Consider the following 18,866-nt stretch of genomic DNA (forward strand, 5'->3'; position numbering starts at 1 on the left):
AGTGGTATTAATTATTATGAATAATAAAAAAATTTCTCAAGTTAATTATTTGATTTCTCCATTAGCACTTTTAATCAGTGCTATATTGTCTCCATTTGTTGTTGCCGATGATAATTCATTGGAAGTTATAGAGGTACATGGGCAAACGCAAAACACCCATTTAGCATTAGGTTCGTCAGAGTCTTTGTTAAGTGAATCGGGGGTTGATTTTTCTGCTGCAGGTGGTGTTTCTAATTTACCTATTTTAAATGGGATGATGGGGGACCGAATTAAAGTTCTAGTCGATGGGGCTGACGTTACAGCGGCATGTGCTAATCATATGAATCCGCCTCTTTCTTATATTTCATCAAACCAAATATCCTCTTACAGTGTAGTTGCCGGTATTTCGCCCGTAAGTGCAGGTGGTGATAATATTGCGGGTGTTATCAATGTAAATTCTATTGCGCCTAAATACAGTGAAGGCAGTGATTTGGCATGGCACTCAGGTTACCTTTCTGCACGCTATCGCAGTATCGATGATGGACGTTCTGTTGGTGTTGGTGCGCGGTTAGCCAGTGATACATTAAGCCTTAACTATCAAGGTTCCTTCACGGATGCAGATAGTTATGAAGATGGCAATGGTGATTTAGTGATTGATACCTTATACCGAGCACAAAATCACAGTTTAACCGCAGCAATGCGCGATCAAAAACAACAATTTGTTGTGAAATTAACTCATCAAAAAATTCCTTATCAAGGCTTTGCAAATCAATACATGGATATGGTGGATAACACCAGTTACGGCGTTGTTGCTCAGTATAAGCGTGAATTAGAAAATAGTGAATTTGAAGGACAACTTAATTGGCATAGCGTAAAGCATGAAATGGGTTTTTTCACACCTGAAAAAATGGGCATGATGCCTATGGAAACGGATGCGGAAGATGTAAGTTATCAATTAAAATGGCGACTTAATTTAGCAAATAAGAGTACGCTGTTACTCGGACATGAGTATTTTGATTACCGTATTGACGATTGGTGGCCAGGTATTGAAGGTTCAATGATGATGGGGCCAAATGATTACATTAATATTAATAATGGTAAAAGACAACGTCTAGCAGTATTTGCTGAGTATGAAAGTCAATTATATGAGAAGTGGTGGCTAAATGCCGGCATGCGTGTTGAAAATGTACATACGCAAGTTGATGACGTACAAGCCTACAATGATGGCATGAGCATGGGCGGAATGGGCGGAATGTCAATGGGTCCTAACGATGCTGTTGCGGCTATGGCATTCAATGCGCTTGATAAAGAACGTGATGATACCTTAGTGGATGCAAGCGTGTTATTAAGTTACCAAATTACCCATAATGATGAATTACAGTTTGGCTTAGCCCGAAAAAATCGAGCACCAAGTTTGTATGAAAGATATAGGTTGGGGTGTTGGCAGTATGGCCACACGAATGATTGGCGGTATGGCGATGGCAATGGCTATATGGGTAACCCCGAGTTAGATGCTGAAACTGCGCATACCTTGAGTGCCACTTACACAAAATCGGCAAAAGATGATAGTTGGCGTATTAGTACCAACGCTTGGTATACCGATGTTAGTGATTATATTGATGCGGATGTTGTTAGAAACTTGAATACCACTGATGATGCAAGTTTAGACCGAAATGCATTACAGTTTACCAATGTTGATGCGACATTGTATGGTGTAAAAGTTGATTTTCAGGCCAGTATTTACGAGTCCAAACAACTTGGCGATTTCCAATTAAAAGCCAATATTACCAATACCCGTGGAACACGTGATGATACTAATCAAGACTTATATCAGATAAAACCTTTGCAAACTCAATTAGGGCTTCATCAAAAAATAGGCAGATTTGAAAATGCTTTAACGTGGGAATGGGTTGACAATAAAAAACGTGTTGATCATAACCGTTTTGAAAATCAAACGGATAGTTACCACCTAGTTAACTTAAGCACAAAAGCATCATGGAATGCGTTAACAGCAAGTCTTGAAGTGACAAACTTACTGGATGAATATTATCAATTACCGCTAGGCGGAGTGAGTGTGGCGGAATATAGACGAGATAACGCTCAAGGGTTTCAGCAGCTAGCAGGGCAGGGGCGCTCAGTTAATATCGCATTAAGTTATGCTTTTTAATAAGCGCTTAAAGCTATTATTTTAAAGTACAGTGACTGTTTACAACGGAATGTGAATGGTCACCTGCTATATTATTTCCCTGAATGGCAATCGTTATTTTATCCATGACCATAAGATTAACGTATTTGCATTTTATACAGCCATCTGAAAATTACTATTTATCCTAAAGCGAACAGTTTTTACTTAATTAAGTATTGAATCTTGCTCAATTGACTACCGTCATGATTTAAAAAGCAACGATAAGATTTTGTACCGGCATACATGCCGTGTATATTTTTAGAATTTATCCCTAAAATTAATACTTGTCTGGCGCCACTATCGTCGGTCATCCATATTTTTTGTGAACTTTCAATTAGGATTGAGTCGGGGTTGTTAAACTTATGCTGTGATATGAGGTAGTCCACACATTCAGCATTATTATCACTTTCTTTGACATCTCCGCCAGAACCCACCATCACATCGATTTGTTTATATTCATCATCACAAGGTGTTTGGCTAAATGTACTTACACCATCAACGGTACATTGATATACAGAATTGGCAAACAATGGTGAAGGTAAAAGCATTAATATTATTGACGATAGTATTATTTTCATGAGAATTTCCAAAGTAATACCAGTTTCATTAATTAAGTGATCTATATTATACGTAGAAAAAATTGCTAAGTACAAGGCGTTTTTTTCAATAACTAGTTGTTCTAATTAATAAATAAAATTGTGTTTTTATTTATGGTTATTTTGTTGTCGCTTACGGTAAAGGAATGTACAGCTGAAGAGCGCAATCACTAAGCGATGTTTTTTAAATAAAAATTCTGGGTTAAGTTTTCATACCCCATAATAGTTTTTAATATGGGGTTAATTGCAACAATCTGAAACTTTATAGGAGTATTTGTTAAAGGGTAGGTTTAGTCACTGTTATTAGTTATTATAAGGGGACTTTTGATATTTAATAAAACCAACCCATGACAAAAAAATTATTCGTTTGGGATCTTTCCGTTAGATTGTTCCACTGGCTACTGATTATTTCACTTTTATCTGCATGGTATACATCAGACGGTGAAAGAGGCTTAATTGATTATCACTTAAAAATTGGCTATTTTATTTTAGGCTTAATACTCTTTCGTATTACGTGGGGAATATTTGGCACACATTACGCGAAATTTTCACAATTTCTACCCACGAAAACAAAGCTGAAAAATTACTTAAAAAAATCAAAACAAGAAAAAGGTTACACCACGATTGGCCATAATCCGTTGGGTGGATTAATGGTGGTTTTTATGTTGTTATTAATTTTATCACAAGCAATCAGTGGCTTGTTTATGAATGATGATGTATTTACAACAGGGCCCTATTATGAAAGTGCCAGTAGTTCAGTTCAAAAGATTATGTCGTTTATCCATCACAATGTTTTTGATGTAATACTAATCGTTTCAGTGTTACATATTGGTGCTATTTTTTATTACTTGTTTACTAAGAAAATTAACTTAATAGTCCCTATGATTACTGGGTATAAATTAAGTCATAGTGAAAAAACAAGCGGCATAAAGTCATCTAAATTATTATTATCATTAATAATAATTATAATAGTAGCTGTGTTTTTATATTGGTTGTTGGTGTTGAATATACCAGTAGAGGAAGAGTTTTATTATTAGGTGTATTAGGTTAATGAGCCGGTTAGTTTTTGAAAAAGGTCTGAAAATCTAGCGTAGAATTTCAGACCTGATAATTTAGTCTTCTTGTTTAAAGTTATCGTGACATCCGCCACATGTTTTACCAACACCGCCAATGGCCGCTCTTGTTGAGGCTTCATCGCCAGTAGATGCCGCTTTAACAAGTTTTTCTGACGCTACTGATAAATCCTTGATTCTTTTTTCAAACGCGTCTCTATCAGTCCAAACTTTGTTTAATGCTTCAGTTTTAACTTTATAAGCGCTAGTATCAGTTGCCGTGTAATCAGCAATCATAAAAGATAATTGATTAATTCGAGTGGCATTTTTTTCAACTACTTTTGCGTCAAAAGGAATTTTACCTTTTGCCATAGCGCCTAACGTACCCATGTTTGCACCCAACATTTTAAATACAGCTTGACGCAATTCAGTTGCCTTTACAGCATGTTTTTCTGACGTTGCTGTGTTAGCCACCGCTACATTAGTTGCTAAAATGAGTGCACAAGCCGTTATGATTTTTGATGTATTTAATTTCATTGTTTTCCTTTTCCTTCTTAAGTCGTTAACGAGTAAACTGTACCATTAAAATCTTTATGAGTTAACCATTCAAAGCGTGTTTAAAGTTGTGTTTGTTATTTTATTTATCGTTATGCAAACTAATTCGTATTCTCTGTGTTTTACGACGCTGTTATTCACTTGAGTTATGAACGATTTCTTTTAATTCTTGCTTATAATAATTACCGTTATCAACATAATGTATTGCGCCTTGTGCTAGCATGGTTTGTGATTTCTCATCAAGTTGCTTAACGACTTTAGGCGGCGAGCCCAAGACCAAACTCCCATCAGGAATATTCATATTCTCAGTTACCAATGCATTGGCACCAATTAAGCAGTTTTTGCCAATTATTGCACCATTGAGTACAACAGCATTGATCCCTACTAAGCTTCCTTTGCCTATAGTACAGCCATGTAGCATAGCTTTATGCCCAACAGTGACATTTTCAGCTATGGATATAGGAAAACCGTCATCAACGTGTAAAACGCTTCCATCTTGAATATTTGAGTTTGTTCCTACGCTAATTTTTGCTTTATCAGCTCTAATGACCACATTAAACCAGATACTTGCGTTTTCACCTAACACCACATCACCAATTACACTGGCATTAGGTGCTACAAAACAGTTTTTAGGAATCATTGGGGTAAGTTTACCTAGCTGATAGATCATAAGTATGTTCCTTTGTGTTATTTATAAAATTGAACTGATTAAGTACTCTTATCTAAATAAAGTACTCTTATCTAAATAAAAGGTTTATTTAACCATTGGCTTAATATTTTAATGGTAAAATTAATGAAAACACACTGCCTTTATTAATTTCACTACTTACTGTTACTGTTCCTTTATGGGCTAATGCAATATGTTTTACAATAGATAACCCCAATCCAGTGCCCCCTAATTGTCTGCTGCGAGCTTTATCTACACGATAAAAACGTTCAAATAAACGAGTTAAGTGCTCTTCAGGAATGCCACTTCCTTGGTCTGCAACACTGATCTTTATATCATTGTTTTGTTTCATTACGGTTATCGTTATTTCACTATTACCATTACTATATTTAATGGCGTTGTTTAATAAATTGATAATGGCTTGTTCTATTAACGCAGAGTTATGTTTAAACTTTATTTCTTCTTTATTGTGTAAAATAATCTTGATGTTTCTTTTTAATGCTTTGTCTTTACAAAGAAAAATTGCATTGCTGATGGCGAGCGTAATAGACTCGTTTATAAAGTCAATTTCATCTATTTCTGTCTCTTTTTCTATTTTAGATAAAGACAGTAAGTTTTCTATAATGCTTTCTAATCGAATGGAATGTGTATGAATAACGTCAATAAAGTAGGCTCTTTTTTCTTGAGCTAAATCAGGGAACTCTATCAATGTTTCAGAAAACCCCTGAATAGCGGTAAGCGGGGTTCTCAGTTCATGTGATACATTGGCAACAAATTCTTTACGTTGTAATTCAAATTCTTTTAGCTTAGTTATGTCATTAAAAACAACAAGTGTGCCACATTTATTTTTATAAATATCAAGCAAAGGAGCTGATTGCGCAAATAACACTTGTTCAAAGTCGGCATTACTATGAACAACTATTTCTTGTCCAACTGGGCTATCTTGCTGTAATGCATAAGCGATTAGGTTACGTAATTCTTTATTTTCAATAATGGTATTTAGATTATTACCTTCAATGTTCTTTGCGGAAATCTTTAATATTTTATAGGCTGCTTGATTTATACGCAGAATTTTTTGGTTATTATCAACCGCTATAACGCCTTCTACCATGCTTGAAAATACTGCTTCTTGTTCGTTCCGTTGGTTAAGAATAATTTCAATTCGTTGGTTTAATTCAATGGCAATTTCGTTGAATGCTTGGCCTAATTGTTCAGTTTCGAGGGAATCATTTGAATGTAGTTGCACACGACTAGAAAAGTCTCCTTTAGCTAGGCGTTGTGCTTGTACCTTTATCATTTCAAGGGGCCTTACTAACGATTTAGATAGCCACCAACTGGCAAAAATAGTCATTAAAATAAGCATGATAAAGCCTATCGCTATTTTATAATAAATGCTCCATAGGGCTTTTTGTAAGGTGTCTAACGGTGTTGATGTTCTAATAAAACCAATTATATTTCCTTGTGCATGTAGCGGCATGGCAAAATTCATTCCGTCGGTAGCAATCGTGTTGCTATACCTTATGGATAAGCCTTTACCAACAAGCATAGCTTGTTTTATTTCAGGTCTATTTTTATGGTTATTCATCTTTTGTGGATTTTCTTTATTATCACCAAGCACTTTGCCTGAAGGTAAAATAATTGTTAGGCGAGTAAGTGATTCGTTCCCCAGAAGTACTGTTTTTTTCTGAATATCTTGATAGTTATTTGATTGAATCAGGCGTGAAAATTCAGGTGCTAACAATTTTGCTCTAATTTCTAAATCAATTGCGCGCTCTTGATAATAGAAGGATTTAAAAGACCAAAGTGCAATCATTACAAAAGCAAGCAGTGAAATAAAGGAGATAAGTAAGAAAGAGGGGTACAACTTCCAAAAAAGGGTCTTGCGTTTTATTGTCATTTTATAGTCTTTATCAATGGACGTTGTGATTGATTATCTTCATAAGAGAAATTCTTAAATTTTAAGCTTGTGATAATACTATATTAATTAGGAAAAATAGTAACGAGTTTTATAGTGAATTGTTAGTTTATCTATACTTTAATGTAAAATATTGTATATATGAAATATTGCATATATAATAATTTTTATGTAAAGTGATTGTTATATTGTTTAGGTATGGTTTTGATTTTCTGGAGAGACAATAGTAACTATGAATAAAAATAAACGCAGCGTTCTTTTTCTTTGTACGGGTAATTCCGCTAGGTCGCAAATTGCAGAAGCTTTACTTAAACATAAGGCGGGCGATAAGTTTGATGTTTTTAGCGCAGGCACTCATCCAGAAGCTATTGACTTACGCGCGATAGATGCATTAGAACAATTTGGTGTAGAGACAACGCATTTGGTTCCTAAAAGCGTTGATACATTTACAGGCAAAACTTTTGATTTTGTTATTACATTATGTGACAGAGCAAGCAATGAATGTAGAGACTTCCCTAATACAGATAAGCAATTGTCATGGGACATTCCTGATCCTAAAACTCGTACCGATTATATGCCTTTTACAACAACATTAAATGAGTTGAATAATCGTTTATCGATGTTTTTATTGGTAGAGCATACAAGTGATGTAAACCTTGCTGATTCAAATTTTAATAAAAATGTTGTTACAAAAACACAAAAGCAATTCGTTACCCTTGATCCTGTCGATTTTTATAAAAACTTTACCGATGAAATCAGGCTTAAAGTCTTAATGCTGTCGCATTATCATGGTGAACTTTGTGTTTGCGAGTTGATGGAAGCGTTGGCTGAAGACAGTCAACCAAAAGTTTCGCGAAATTTAGCGGTATTAAGAAAATCTAACATCATAACGGCAAGAAAACATGGGCAATGGGTTTTTTATCGAATCAATCCACAATTACCGCTTTGGGCCAAATCAGTCATAGCACAAACAACTGAAAATAATATTGTGATGATCTGTAAACCGCTTAAGCGTTTAGCTGAAATGAAAAATCGCCCAAGTAAAGCCAATTTTTGTAAGTAATGTCAGTAAAAATAAAGGATATAAATAATGGGAATTTTTGAACGCTATCTCTCACTTTGGGTTGGTATCAGCATAGTCTTAGGTGTGGTGTTAGGTTTGTGGCAACCTGATGCTTTTCAAGCTATTGCTAAGTTTGAAATTGCCCATGTTAATATTGCCGTTGCGGTATTTATTTGGGTGATGATATATCCCATGATGGTACAAATTGATTTTTCAGCAATTAAAAATGTCGGTAAAAATCCGAAGGGATTGGTATTGACTATTGTCATTAATTGGTTGATTAAACCTTTTACAATGGCCGCTTTAGGTTGGTTATTTTTTAATATTCTATTTGCTGATTTAGTCGACCCCACATCAGCACAAGAATACATTCGGTATGATTTTACTGGGTGTTGCCCCTTGTACAGCCATGGTATTTGTCTGGTCGCAACTGACCAAAGGAGATCCTAATTACACCTTGGTTCAGGTGTCTGTCAATGATGTGATTATGATATTTGCTTTTGCCCCTATTTCAGCATTATTGCTAGGCGTAAGCGATATTCAAGTTCCTTGGGTAACGTTATTTATTTCTGTGGTGCTTTATGTGTTGCTACCTTTGATCGGCCGGTGTATTCACACGAAAAATTTTGAATAATAGTGAAAAATCGTTAACGTATTTTTTATCAGTAATGAAACCTTGGTCAGTTATTGGTTTACTTGCTACCGTTGTTTTATTATTCGGCTTTCAAGCTAACACTATTATAGATGAACCGGAAACTATCGGTTTAATTGCTATTCCGCTAATGATTCAAACTTACGGGATTTTTATTATTGCATACATGGCAGCTAAATGGATGAAGCTTCCACATAATATTGCGGCACCGGACCTGTTTAATTGGTACATCTAACTTCTTTGAATTAGCGGTTGCTGTGGCTATTTCACTGTTCGGTTTACATTCAGGTGCGGCTTTGGCAACGGTTGTCGGCGTACTGGTTGAGGTGCCTGTGATGTTATCATTGGTTTATATTATTAATCGCACACAACACTGGTTTGGAGAAACGCATGTTTGAATGGTTTACTGATTTTGCTACTTGGTTAGTAGTAGATATTTTTGGCTTATCAAAAGCCACAAAACTGGGTGATGCACTGCATTTTTTCATAGAAGATACCACGAAAATATTCTTTTTATTATTAGTGATGATTTATGTGATTGCATTATTACGCGCCTCAATGAATGTTGAACGTGTACGTGATTATTTGGCAGGAAAAAACAAAGGTATTGGTTATTTATTAGGGTCTGGCTTTGGCGCTATTACGCCTTTTTGTTCATGTTCAAGTATTCCCGTATTTCTAGGGTTTACCTCAGCAGGCATTCCTGTTGGTATTACCATGTCATTTTTAATTACATCGCCTTTAATTAATGAAGTTGCGGTATTGTTATTGCTTGGTTTGTTGGGTTGGAAATTTACCATGCTCTATGTTGTTGTTGGCATGTTAGTGGGTATTTTAGGTGGTTTCTTTCTTGATGCGATTAAAGCAGAGCGTTGGCTACAATCGTTTGCGGCTAAAGCGTTAGAAAAGGGTCAACAAGTTACAACGACTTCAAACGGTTCACCGGTAAGTTTATCGTTTAAAGAACGCCATAGTTTTGCTAAAGAAGAAATCCGGAAATTTTTGGTCGAGTATGGAAATGGGTCATCATTGGGGTTGGTTTAGGTGCGGCGTTACATGGCTTTGTGCCGGAAGGCCGGATTAAAGAAAATTTAGGTAATGGACAGTGGTGGTCTGTACCTTCTGCGGTTTTATTGGGCATCCCATTGTATTCAAACGCCACGGGTGTGATTCCTGTGATGGAAAGCTTAATTAAACAAGGATTGCCTATTGGAACCACACTCGCTTTTTGTATGAGTACCGTTGCTGCTAGCTTCCCAGAATTTATTTTACTAAAACAAGTCATGCAATGGCGGTTACTAGCCATACTATTTTTGGTTCTGCTTGTTGCATTTACACTTATTGGCCGGATTTTTAATATATTAACCCCTTCATTTAAGGAAAATATCATGAAAGAAATTAAAGTATTAGGTACAGGTTGTGCAAAGTGCACTAAAACCGTTGAACTTATTGGTAAAATTGCCAAAGAGTTACACATTGATGTGCATGTTATAAAAGAAACTAACCCAGAAGTTATTATGGGTTATGGGGTTATGAGTACGCCGCCGGTTATTATTGATGAAGTCAATGTACATAGTGGCTCTATTCCACATCGTGAAGCGGTAGAATCTTGGTTAAAATAGTTATGATCATAATTAGTACCACCTGAAACAAATAGAATACTCAAACCACGAAATACATCGAAATTATTGTAGGAGAAAATAATGACTATTAAAATTGGTATTAACGGCTTCGGCCGAATGGGACGTTTATCTATGCGGGCAGCATTTGACTGGGATGATGTTGAAATTGTCCATATAAATGACCCTGCTGATAATGCTGAAACCCTCGCACATTTGATGAACTTTGATTCTGTGCATGGTCGTTGGCAACACGAGGCTATAGCCACAGCGGATGGTGGTGCTATGAGCATCAATGGAAAAAGTATTCCTTGTACACAAAACAAAGCAACACAAGACACTGATTGGTCGAAATGTGATGTGGTGATTGAAGCTTCGGGAAAAATAAAAACCAAAGCGTTATTACAAGCCTATTTAGATCAAGGTGTGAAGAGAGTGGTCGTCACTGCACCCGTGAAAGAAGAGGGTGTTTTGAACATTGTTATGGGGGTGAATGATGATTTATATGACAAAAATAGTCATCCCATTGTAACTGCTGCGTCATGTACAACTAACTGTTTGGCTCCGGTAGTAAAAGTAATTCATGAGAATATCGGTATTAAACATGGTTCTATTACCACCATTCACGATATTACTAATACGCAGACTATTATTGATGCGCCACATAAGGATTTACGCCGTGCGCGCTCATGCGGCACTAGCTTAATTCCTACCACAACAGGATCAGCCACTGCTATTACACATATATTTCCTGAACTAAAAGGTAAATTAAATGGTCATGCGATACGTGTGCCGTTAACGAATGCGTCTATTACTGATTGCGTATTTGAAGTAGAAAAAGCGACAAGTGTTGAAGAAGTGAACCAATTACTTAAGGCTGCAGCTGATAATGAACTTAACGGTATTATGGGGTATGAAGAGCGTCCATTAGTATCGGTAGATTACAAAACTGACCCACGTTCAGCCATTGTTGATGCACTTTCAACCATGGTAGTGAATGATACGCAAGTGAAGCTATATGTTTGGTACGATAACGAGTGGGGATATGCTAATAGAACGGCTGAACTTGCTCGTAAAGTGGGTTTAGCTGATTTGTGGTAAAGCATAAGCATAATCATAAGAATAAGGAATAGTACACATGGGGCTTTTATCGTTTAATGGGGTGCCATCATTAAAGTCGTTGTCTCCACAAATTAAACAATATTTAGTGATTACAGGTAACTATTGGGCGTTTACCTTAACTGATGGTGCATTACGTATGTTAGTCGTATTGTATTTTCATCAGTTAGGCTATAGCCCATTAAATATTGCCATGTTATTTCTATTTTATGAAGTGTTCGGAGTCATCACCAACTTAGTTGGGGGGTGGCTTGGGGCACGATTAGGTTTAAATAAAACCATGAATATTGGTTTAGCGCTACAAATTGTGGCGCTAGCAATGTTGGCGGTGCCTGCTGAAATGCTTACTGTTGCCTATGTTATGGTTGCACAAGCATTATCAGGGATAGCCAAAGATCTAAATAAAATGAGCGCTAAGAGTGCGATAAAATTATTGGTACCTGACAATGCTCAAAGCAAACTTTATCAGTGGGTTGCTATCTTAACGGGCTCCAAAAATACGTTAAAAGGTGTTGGGTTCTTTTTAGGTGGGGTGTTACTCACGTTACTGTCGTTTAAAGGCGCAATTATTGTAATGGCACTGTTGTTACTCTGCGTGTGGATTTTTAGTCTGTTATCTTTAAAAGAAGATTTAGGCAAAGCGAAAAACAAACCTAAGTTTAAAGAGCTCTTTTCTAAAAGTGCAGCTATTAACCGCCTCTCTGCTGCACGTATGTTTTTATTTGGTGCTAGGGATGTCTGGTTTGTAGTCGCTTTACCTGTTTATCTTGCGGTAACCTTTAATTGGGATCATTGGTGGGTCAGTGGTTTTATGGCTTTGTGGGTTATTGGTTACGGTATAGTGCAATCTTTTGCACCTTACCTTACGGGAAAAAAACAAGGCAAAGTACCTACGGGAAAATCGGCTTTTATTTGGGCTAGTATATTGAGTGTTTTGCCTATATTAATCGCCTTATCAATACAGTTTGATTTTTATATTCAGTTGTCAATTATCATTGGCTTATTAGTCTTTGGAGTAATATTTGCTATTAATTCATCACTGCACAGTTACCTTATTGTCAGTTATGTCAGTGAAGATGGTGTGTCACTAGATGTTGGTTTTTATTATATGGCGAATGCAATGGGTAGGTTAATAGGTACCGTATTGTCAGGTTGGATTTATCAGTTATATGGATTACCTGCGTGTTTATGGATTTCGACATTATTTGTCAGTATTGCAGCGGTTGTTTCCTATAAGCTGCCAAACGAGGTTGGTTAATTAAAAAGCTAACTGGTTCACAATAACACCTCTGTAGATCCCTTCATTGCGACTTGTGTAGGTTATTACTATATCTGTTACCAATCAATATGTGTATTTCAGAGTGCTTACGCGACTTCAATTCAAGGCGAAGGGCTTATAATAAAACTTGTATACTTTATTTGTATTTGTAACACTGATTTGGTTTTTAATTATTTTTCACCTAGTCATTTTTTCACATACTTATTATAAAGGTTTCTTATGGAATGGTTGTCTGTCCTTCCTCCTCTGGTCGCAATAGTGGTAGTTTTATGGCGAAAGGAGGTTATTCTTGCTTTGTTAGCGGCTATTTTTAGTTCGGAATTACTTTTAGCTTATCATCACCAGACCAATGTGTTTTTTTACGGTTTTATCGGCTCTCTTGAAAGAGTTATTTCAGTTGTTGCATCACCAGGCAATGCGCGGTTACTTATTTTTAGCTTACTTATTGGAGCTTTACTCGCTTACGTTAGAAATTCAGGCGGCGTAACGGCGATGGTAAATAAGTTAGTGAATAAGGGGATTGCTAAAAATAAGCGACAAGTAGGCGCCGTTACCATGGTGACGGGTATGGTGATATTTATTGAATCGAATTTAAGCGTGTTAACTGCAGGGATTTTATCCCGAGATTTATTCGATAAATTTAAAATGAGCCGTGCTCGACTTGCTTTTATTATTGATAGTACGTCAGCACCTGTTTGTATTTTAATCCTGCTAAACGGGTGGGGGGCTTATGTTCTAGGCTTGTTAAATAACTATGAGCTTGAACAGTCAGCAATGTCAATATTATGGGGTACTATCCCTTTTAATTTTTATGCCATTATCGCGATATTAATGGTTGCTTATACTATCGCGACAGATAAAGTTTATGGTCCGTTAAAACAGTCAGAACTTGAATTACATAAAGTGAATGAAGAAAATATCGATTATGTAGAAGAAACGCTAATTAAACCCACTAAAGCACGTTTTATGGTAATACCTTTGTTAACGATGGTGTTGGGGATGTTTTTCTTTATGTATTGGACCGGTAATGGTGATATTACCCAAGGAAGCGGCGGTAAATCTGTATTATATGCAACCTGTTTTGCCTTGGCTGTTGCTTATATTTTATTACTTACATCAAAACGTTATTCACATAAAAAACTGGTCGAAGTTGGCTTTGGCGGTATTGCTGAATTATTGCCTTTGGTTACCATTGTTTTATTTTCTTTAACTTTAGGTGCAAGCTTAAAAGAGTTAGGGACTGGGCTATTTATCGCCGGTTTTGTGGGAGATAACTTACCCTTAGTTTTTATTGTGCCAATGTTATTTATTGCGGGTGGCATTATTTCATTTAGCACGGGAACTTCATGGGGAACGTTTGCTATATTAATACCTATTGGTGTACCTCTGATTCAATCGTTAGGCTTACCTCCGTCACTGGTTATTGCCGCAATTTTAGGGGGAGGGATATTTGGTGATCATTGCTCACCCATCTCAGACACTACATGTGTTTCCGCCATTGCATCAGGTTGTGATTTGCTTGAGCATGTTAAAACGCAATTACCGTATGCTATTTTTGGTGGTGTGGTAACGCTGATTGCTTATTTTATCGCAAGTTTAATTATGGTGGGGTGATCATTTGAAAACAGTATTATCAACTATATTCGTTATTTTTATGGCAGGATTTATTGCAGCAAAATTCTTTTTTTCAAGTATTTTGGCATTATTTGGCTACACCGCATTACCTATTGAAAGTTTAGCTAAATTAACGCATTCTCAAAAAGTTGTACAGAAAATGCAAAAACGGCATAAGAGCAAAAGTGCTAATGTATCGAAACGCTTTATAAAACGTTCAGGTAAGAAGGTAGCGATAACCGCTGCCTCTGCTGCTACCATTGGCACCGTTGCCGTTATTGGCACCTTAACTTACTTAGAAGTTAGCCAATATTGTGACGAACAGCGAGAATTAAGCGAAGACGCTAACTTATTGTTTGACACCAATACAACCTTTGATATGAAAGCTTGCCTTGTGCAAGGTAAACAAGATTCAGCACAATTTGCTAATGAGGCATGGCAAGGTGTGAAAGATAGCAGTAGTGTAGTCTTGGATGATGTATTAAAAAGTATCGAAAAATCCCGATGAACTACTTGACCCAAGTCGGAAGGCAACCGCTGAACTATTTGAATCAATAGATAAATGGTATCAAAAAGTCTTTAAATAATATCATTAATATACTGAGTAAAACGTTGATAATCAATATTACCGCCCGTTAGAATAATGGCAACTTTTTTAGCTTTCATTTGAGATTTTTCTTGGTTTAGCGCGGCTAAGGTAATGGCACCAAAGCACCTTCTGCTAAGTTATGCGTTGTTTGGTAATATTGCAGCATGGCTTTTGCAATTTCATTGTCGTTCACTTGCACAATATGATCACAACCTATTCTGATAATATCGAAGGCTTCTTGCATAGGTGAACGGGTTTTTACACCATCGGCAATGGTTTGTGCTTGCTCGGTATTGATTATTTTGCCGGCGGCCAAAGATAAGGCAAATGTAGGGGCACCTTTTGCTACAACACCGACTATTTTAGTCTTTAAGCCAAGTAAGTCTCGTACTTGAATTAAACCCGCAATGCCTGATCCCATTCCAATGGGAACATAAACAGAATCTAAATCTTTTACATGACTAAATAGCTCCAATGCATAAGTCGCTACACCAAGTACGGCGCTTGCTCAAAGGGGGCAACAGCGCGGTAGCCTAATTCATGCTGAAGCACTAAACTATGTTGGCGAGCGGCTTCAAAATCATGACCATGAATAACGAGATTTGCACCATGTGATTGTATTGCACGATTTTGATCTTCGTTATTGCCTTCGGGTACCACAATAGTAACAGGCAAGTTTGCTCGTTTTCCTGCAAAAGCAAGGCTTTGCCCATGGTTGCCAATAGTAGCCGATATCAAGCCTTTTGGCGGATTACCTGATTTCATTAATGCATCAACCAATACAATGCCGCCACGCACTTTAAACGCTGTGGTGGGAGTATGGTTCTCATGTTTAACCCAAACTTCACAGCCACAGGCTTGAGTTAATTGAGGCCAATTGTACTGCGGTGTTGCAGAAAACACACCATGAACTAGGCGGCTTGCTTGTGTTAATTCTTCTAATGAAAACATAATTTAATACTTTATTAAACGAGTAAATAACGATAAAAAATTTATTAAATTATCGTTTTTAACACCTTATTTAAGGATTAATTTCCAATTAAACCATTGATATGTGCGACGACACTTCTTCCTAAAGCGCTTAAATTGTACCCTCCCTCTAGCACTGAGACAATACGTCCTTCACCAAATTCTAGGGCAATCTCCCTTAATTCATGAGTAACCCAACGATAATCGCTTTCAGTTAAACTGACATGTGACATGTCATCTTCTAGGTGCGCATCAAATCCCGCTGAAATAAAGATCATTTCAGGTTTGAATTTACGTAATGCGGGTAACCAATGTTCAGAAATGGCTTTCCGGAAATCTTCACCTTTTGTTGTGGCAGCAAGGGGAGTATTTATTACAGGCGGTGTATCACTTTCTTTAATATCGAAGGGATAAAAAGGATATTGGTAACTAGAACAAAATAAATAGCCTTCATTACTGGTGTTATCAACGGTAGGAAAGTAGTTTCTAACAATATCCTCAGTACCATTACCATGGTGAACATCAAAATCGACAATCGCTACTCGTTTAAGTTGGTATTTTTTTCTTGCATACGCTGCGGCAATAGCAACATTATTAAAAAAGCAAAATCCCATGCCTTTGTTATGTTCAGCATGATGCCCAGGAGGCCGTGTTGCACAAAAAGCCCGTGAAATAGTTTTGTTCATTACTAAATCAACAGCATCAACAGCAGCACCCGCAGATAGCATAATAGAAGTTAACGTTTTTGAACTCATTACAGAATCTTCACCAACAGTAAAATATTCGCCTTCGACTGTTGGCGCATTGTCGAAAACAAAGTCGATGTGATCCTGAGAGTGGGCTAAAGATATTAGCGACTTATCGATAGGCTTGGCGTCAAATTGTCTAATCACATAATCTAAACCACTTCGGATGAGTTGATCCGATATTGCCGTTAAACGTTTTCCATTTTCAGGATGGTGTTCACCCATATCGTGTTCGCCACAACGATAGTGGCTAATAATTCCAACAGTCATATTTTTCTCTTTAATAAAGTATAGTTATTCATTTTACTTGGTAATTAGGTTTCGGTATCGTTCTCATTAGGATCTATTAATGAAAGCTTTAAACTGACTTCATCAAAATCATCACTTGGTTGCCGTATAAAGCCAGAGCGTTCAAACACTTTGAGCATTGAAGAATTATCTCTACGTACACAAGCAACTAAGCTATCTAGTTTTCTTATTTTAGCAATTGCGATCATTTCACCTAATAAAGTCGTGGCCATGCCTCGTCCACGTAAGCTTTCTTTAATCACAAAAGCAACTTCGCCCGAGTTAATGCTCTCAATATAGTAATATCGAGCAACCGCTTGAATTGCTTCACCTAAATAATCTCTACGAGTAAAGCACAATGCTAAATCGACGTGTTGATTAACGCTAACTAAATTACATGATTTTTCACGAGTCATTTGCGTTATATGATGGTTATATCGCATGATTAACGTTTCTTTATTATGCGAATAAAAGAACTCTTGTAACTTTCGTTCATCAGCAGGGGCTAACGGACGTAAGGTATAATCAATATTAGCAAAAGTGAATTTTTTCAGCTCTACATCACCTAATTCTGGGACTGAACTCGGTGAACTTTCTTGATATTCAGGCACCCAATAATGTTTACGTACATCAGCAAGCAATTGATCTCTAAACTTAGGATGGGCGATGCGTATTAGTTCTAACGCGCGTTCTCTTATACTCTTTCCTTGCAATGATGCTATGCCAAATTCAGTCACGACATAAGATACATGGCCCCGTGAAGTTACTACACCTCCACCTTCTGTAATATGGGCGACAATTCGTGATATTTTTCCATCTCGGGTAGTTGACGGCAATGCAATAATAGGTTTTCCGCCTTTACTTAACGAAGAACCACGTACAAAATCTACTTGCCCACCAATACCACTATAAAATTGATATCCAATAGAATCTGAAACGACTTGACCTGTTAAATCAACCTCAATAGCGCTATTGATTGACACCATGTTGTCATTTCGTGCGATGTTAACGGGGAGTTTACATGTTCAGAGGGATAAAACTCAATATGCGGATTTCCGTCAACAAAATCATATACTTTTTGGCTCCCCACACAATAGGTTGCTACCGCTTTTCCTTTGTGAAATGTTTTTTTTCGGTTGTTGATAGCCCCTTTTAACATCAGATCAATAATGCCATCGGAAACCATTTCACTGTGGATACCTAAATCTTTGTGGTTAGCTAAATACCGCAGAACTGCTTCTGGAATTTTTCCTATGCCTATTTGTAATGTTGCACCATTTTCTATTAGCATTGATGCATATTGGCCTATTTGTTCTGTGCGTCGGTCGAATTCTGGCGGAATTACTTGGGGTAAGTCTTGCGCTACATTTATCCAAGCGTGAATTTGATTTAAATGCACAAAACTATGTCCGTTGGTACGCGGCATTTTAGGGTTAATTTGCGCAATGACATACTTTGCTGCTTTGACGGCTGATGAAACGATATCGACACTGACCCCTAAAGAGCAATACCCGTATTCATCGGGCGGGCTAACCATGATTAGCGCGGCATCAAGGGGTAAGCTGTTTTCATTAAATAAGCGTGGAATATCAGAAATAAAGCATGGAGTATAATCGCCACGGCCTTCCGCAATGGCTTCACGAATATTCTTTCCACCAATAAACAAACTATTCACCTTGAAAAGATCTTTATGTTCAGCTTTGGCCCAAACATTTTCCGACAAAGTTAAAATGTGAACGGTTTCAATATCGTGTAATTGCTTGGAGTTGGCTATTAAATCATCAATCAAGGCATTGGGTACGGCAGCACCTGAGCCGATAAATATACGATTACCTGACTTTAAAAAATCTTCCCAATTGATGCTGTTGCGTTCTTCATAATCTGCTGACATGCAAGTTCCTATTTAAGTACCAAGTATCATTTGTATTAGTGCCATACTATTGAACTAGTTATAAATGATAATCTTATTAAAACACGTA

The 18,866-nt window shown here is 37.0% G+C and carries 15 protein-coding genes and 3 pseudogenes; 10 read left to right on the forward strand and 8 right to left on the reverse strand.

Going from position 1 to position 18,866, the window contains the following annotated elements; translation table 11 throughout:
* Positions 1 to 16: 16 nt before the first annotated feature.
* On the forward strand, positions 17 to 2,146 hold the full coding sequence (locus tag L3081_RS11050; protein ID WP_242286102.1) for a TonB-dependent receptor: 2,130 nt from the start codon (positions 17 to 19) through the stop codon (positions 2,144 to 2,146).
* Positions 2,147 to 2,325: 179 nt separating this feature from the next.
* Here the strand turns inward: L3081_RS11050 and L3081_RS11055 are convergent, their stop codons facing one another.
* A complete protein-coding gene (locus L3081_RS11055; protein WP_242286104.1) occupies positions 2,326 to 2,742 on the reverse strand; it encodes a DUF4124 domain-containing protein in 417 nt (138 codons plus the stop codon).
* Positions 2,743 to 3,107: 365 nt separating this feature from the next.
* Here L3081_RS11055 and L3081_RS11060 point away from each other — a divergent pair, with 365 nt between their 5' ends.
* Positions 3,108 to 3,797 (forward strand): cytochrome b/b6 domain-containing protein, encoded by a 690-nt coding sequence (locus L3081_RS11060; protein ID WP_242286106.1) that lies wholly within the window; start codon positions 3,108 to 3,110, stop codon positions 3,795 to 3,797.
* A 75-nt stretch (positions 3,798 to 3,872) separates the two neighbouring features.
* Here L3081_RS11060 and L3081_RS11065 read toward each other — a convergent pair whose 3' ends face one another.
* The 3 genes from L3081_RS11065 to L3081_RS11075 form a co-directional block, all read right to left on the reverse strand.
* On the reverse strand, positions 3,873 to 4,349 hold the full coding sequence (locus L3081_RS11065; RefSeq protein ID WP_242286108.1) for a c-type cytochrome: 477 nt from the start codon (positions 4,347 to 4,349) through the stop codon (positions 3,873 to 3,875).
* Positions 4,350 to 4,500: 151 nt separating this feature from the next.
* The gene (locus L3081_RS11070; protein ID WP_242286126.1) at positions 4,501 to 5,037 is read right to left on the reverse strand and encodes a gamma carbonic anhydrase family protein; all 537 of its coding nucleotides are present in this window, start codon (positions 5,035 to 5,037) and stop codon (positions 4,501 to 4,503) included.
* Positions 5,038 to 5,137: 100 nt separating this feature from the next.
* Positions 5,138 to 6,847 carry an ATP-binding protein gene (locus L3081_RS11075; RefSeq protein ID WP_242286128.1) on the reverse strand — a complete coding sequence of 570 codons (1,710 nt, stop codon included), beginning with the start codon at positions 6,845 to 6,847 and terminating at the stop codon, positions 5,138 to 5,140.
* 334 nt (positions 6,848 to 7,181) lie between these two features.
* On the opposite strand from L3081_RS11075, the gene L3081_RS11080 reads away from it, so the two are divergent.
* The 8 genes and pseudogenes from L3081_RS11080 to L3081_RS11125 all read left to right on the forward strand — a co-directional run bounded on the left by L3081_RS11080 (position 7,182) and on the right by L3081_RS11125 (position 14,803).
* Positions 7,182 to 8,012: a metalloregulator ArsR/SmtB family transcription factor gene (locus tag L3081_RS11080; protein ID WP_242286130.1), complete on the forward strand. Its 831-nt coding sequence runs from the start codon at positions 7,182 to 7,184 to the stop codon at positions 8,010 to 8,012.
* A gap of 27 nt (positions 8,013 to 8,039) precedes the next feature.
* Positions 8,040 to 9,062 (forward strand): annotated as a pseudogene (gene arsB / locus L3081_RS26860) (ACR3 family arsenite efflux transporter).
* Positions 9,055 to 10,034, forward strand: a pseudogene (locus tag L3081_RS11100) (permease); the annotation flags it as partial. The pseudogenes arsB and L3081_RS11100, both read left to right, overlap by 8 nt.
* Before the next feature lie 18 nt (positions 10,035 to 10,052).
* Positions 10,053 to 10,286, forward strand: a complete 234-nt coding sequence (locus L3081_RS11105; RefSeq protein WP_242287020.1) for a thioredoxin family protein — start codon at positions 10,053 to 10,055, stop codon at positions 10,284 to 10,286.
* A gap of 81 nt (positions 10,287 to 10,367) precedes the next feature.
* Positions 10,368 to 11,384: an ArsJ-associated glyceraldehyde-3-phosphate dehydrogenase gene (locus L3081_RS11110; RefSeq protein ID WP_242286133.1), complete on the forward strand. Its 1,017-nt coding sequence runs from the start codon at positions 10,368 to 10,370 to the stop codon at positions 11,382 to 11,384.
* Between the two features lie 37 nt (positions 11,385 to 11,421).
* The gene (gene arsJ, locus L3081_RS11115) at positions 11,422 to 12,660 is read left to right on the forward strand and encodes an organoarsenical effux MFS transporter ArsJ (protein ID WP_242286134.1); all 1,239 of its coding nucleotides are present in this window, start codon (positions 11,422 to 11,424) and stop codon (positions 12,658 to 12,660) included.
* Between the two features lie 240 nt (positions 12,661 to 12,900).
* A complete protein-coding gene (locus L3081_RS11120) occupies positions 12,901 to 14,295 on the forward strand; it encodes a Na+/H+ antiporter NhaC family protein (protein ID WP_242286135.1) in 1,395 nt (464 codons plus the stop codon).
* Positions 14,296 to 14,299: 4 nt separating this feature from the next.
* Positions 14,300 to 14,803 (forward strand): hypothetical protein, encoded by a 504-nt coding sequence (locus L3081_RS11125; RefSeq protein ID WP_242286136.1) that lies wholly within the window; start codon positions 14,300 to 14,302, stop codon positions 14,801 to 14,803.
* Between the two features lie 184 nt (positions 14,804 to 14,987).
* Here the strand turns inward: L3081_RS11125 and L3081_RS26865 are convergent, their stop codons facing one another.
* The 4 genes and pseudogenes from L3081_RS26865 to L3081_RS11140 form a co-directional block, all read right to left on the reverse strand.
* Complete coding sequence (locus tag L3081_RS26865) at positions 14,988 to 15,359, reverse strand: pyridoxal-phosphate dependent enzyme (RefSeq protein WP_274620501.1); 372 nt, start codon at positions 15,357 to 15,359, stop codon at positions 14,988 to 14,990.
* An 11-nt stretch (positions 15,360 to 15,370) separates the two neighbouring features.
* Positions 15,371 to 15,835, reverse strand: coding sequence for a pyridoxal-phosphate dependent enzyme (locus L3081_RS26870; RefSeq protein ID WP_274620502.1), 465 nt, complete (start codon positions 15,833 to 15,835; stop codon positions 15,371 to 15,373).
* Positions 15,836 to 15,912: 77 nt separating this feature from the next.
* The gene (locus L3081_RS11135) at positions 15,913 to 16,869 is read right to left on the reverse strand and encodes a histone deacetylase family protein (protein ID WP_242286138.1); all 957 of its coding nucleotides are present in this window, start codon (positions 16,867 to 16,869) and stop codon (positions 15,913 to 15,915) included.
* A 44-nt stretch (positions 16,870 to 16,913) separates the two neighbouring features.
* Positions 16,914 to 18,778 (reverse strand): annotated as a pseudogene (locus L3081_RS11140) (GNAT family N-acetyltransferase).
* Between the last annotated feature and the right edge of the window lie 88 nt (positions 18,779 to 18,866).

Origin of the sequence: Colwellia maritima (assembly GCF_022669015.1) — a bacterium.
In the GTDB taxonomy this organism is placed as follows: Bacteria; Pseudomonadota; Gammaproteobacteria; order Enterobacterales; family Alteromonadaceae; genus Colwellia; species Colwellia maritima.

What these genes read in the sequence shown, in the direction of transcription:
- L3081_RS11065 (WP_242286108.1), bottom strand. Translation starts at nt 4,349, where the DNA reads ATGAAATTAAATACATCAAAAATCATAACGGCTTGTGCACTCATTTTA.
- L3081_RS11075 (WP_242286128.1), bottom strand. Translation starts at nt 6,847, where the DNA reads ATGATTGCACTTTGGTCTTTTAAATCCTTCTATTATCAAGAGCGCGCA.
- L3081_RS11120 (WP_242286135.1), top strand. Translation starts at nt 12,901, where the DNA reads ATGGAATGGTTGTCTGTCCTTCCTCCTCTGGTCGCAATAGTGGTAGTT.
- L3081_RS11135 (WP_242286138.1), bottom strand. Translation starts at nt 16,869, where the DNA reads ATGACTGTTGGAATTATTAGCCACTATCGTTGTGGCGAACACGATATG.
- L3081_RS11110 (WP_242286133.1), top strand. Translation starts at nt 10,368, where the DNA reads ATGACTATTAAAATTGGTATTAACGGCTTCGGCCGAATGGGACGTTTA.
- L3081_RS11050 (WP_242286102.1), top strand. Translation starts at nt 17, where the DNA reads ATGAATAATAAAAAAATTTCTCAAGTTAATTATTTGATTTCTCCATTA.
- L3081_RS11055 (WP_242286104.1), bottom strand. Translation starts at nt 2,742, where the DNA reads ATGAAAATAATACTATCGTCAATAATATTAATGCTTTTACCTTCACCA.
- L3081_RS26870 (WP_274620502.1), bottom strand. Translation starts at nt 15,835, where the DNA reads ATGTTTTCATTAGAAGAATTAACACAAGCAAGCCGCCTAGTTCATGGT.
- L3081_RS11070 (WP_242286126.1), bottom strand. Translation starts at nt 5,037, where the DNA reads ATGATCTATCAGCTAGGTAAACTTACCCCAATGATTCCTAAAAACTGT.
- L3081_RS11060 (WP_242286106.1), top strand. Translation starts at nt 3,108, where the DNA reads ATGACAAAAAAATTATTCGTTTGGGATCTTTCCGTTAGATTGTTCCAC.
- L3081_RS11105 (WP_242287020.1), top strand. Translation starts at nt 10,053, where the DNA reads ATGAAAGAAATTAAAGTATTAGGTACAGGTTGTGCAAAGTGCACTAAA.
- L3081_RS11080 (WP_242286130.1), top strand. Translation starts at nt 7,182, where the DNA reads ATGAATAAAAATAAACGCAGCGTTCTTTTTCTTTGTACGGGTAATTCC.
- arsJ (WP_242286134.1), top strand. Translation starts at nt 11,422, where the DNA reads ATGGGGCTTTTATCGTTTAATGGGGTGCCATCATTAAAGTCGTTGTCT.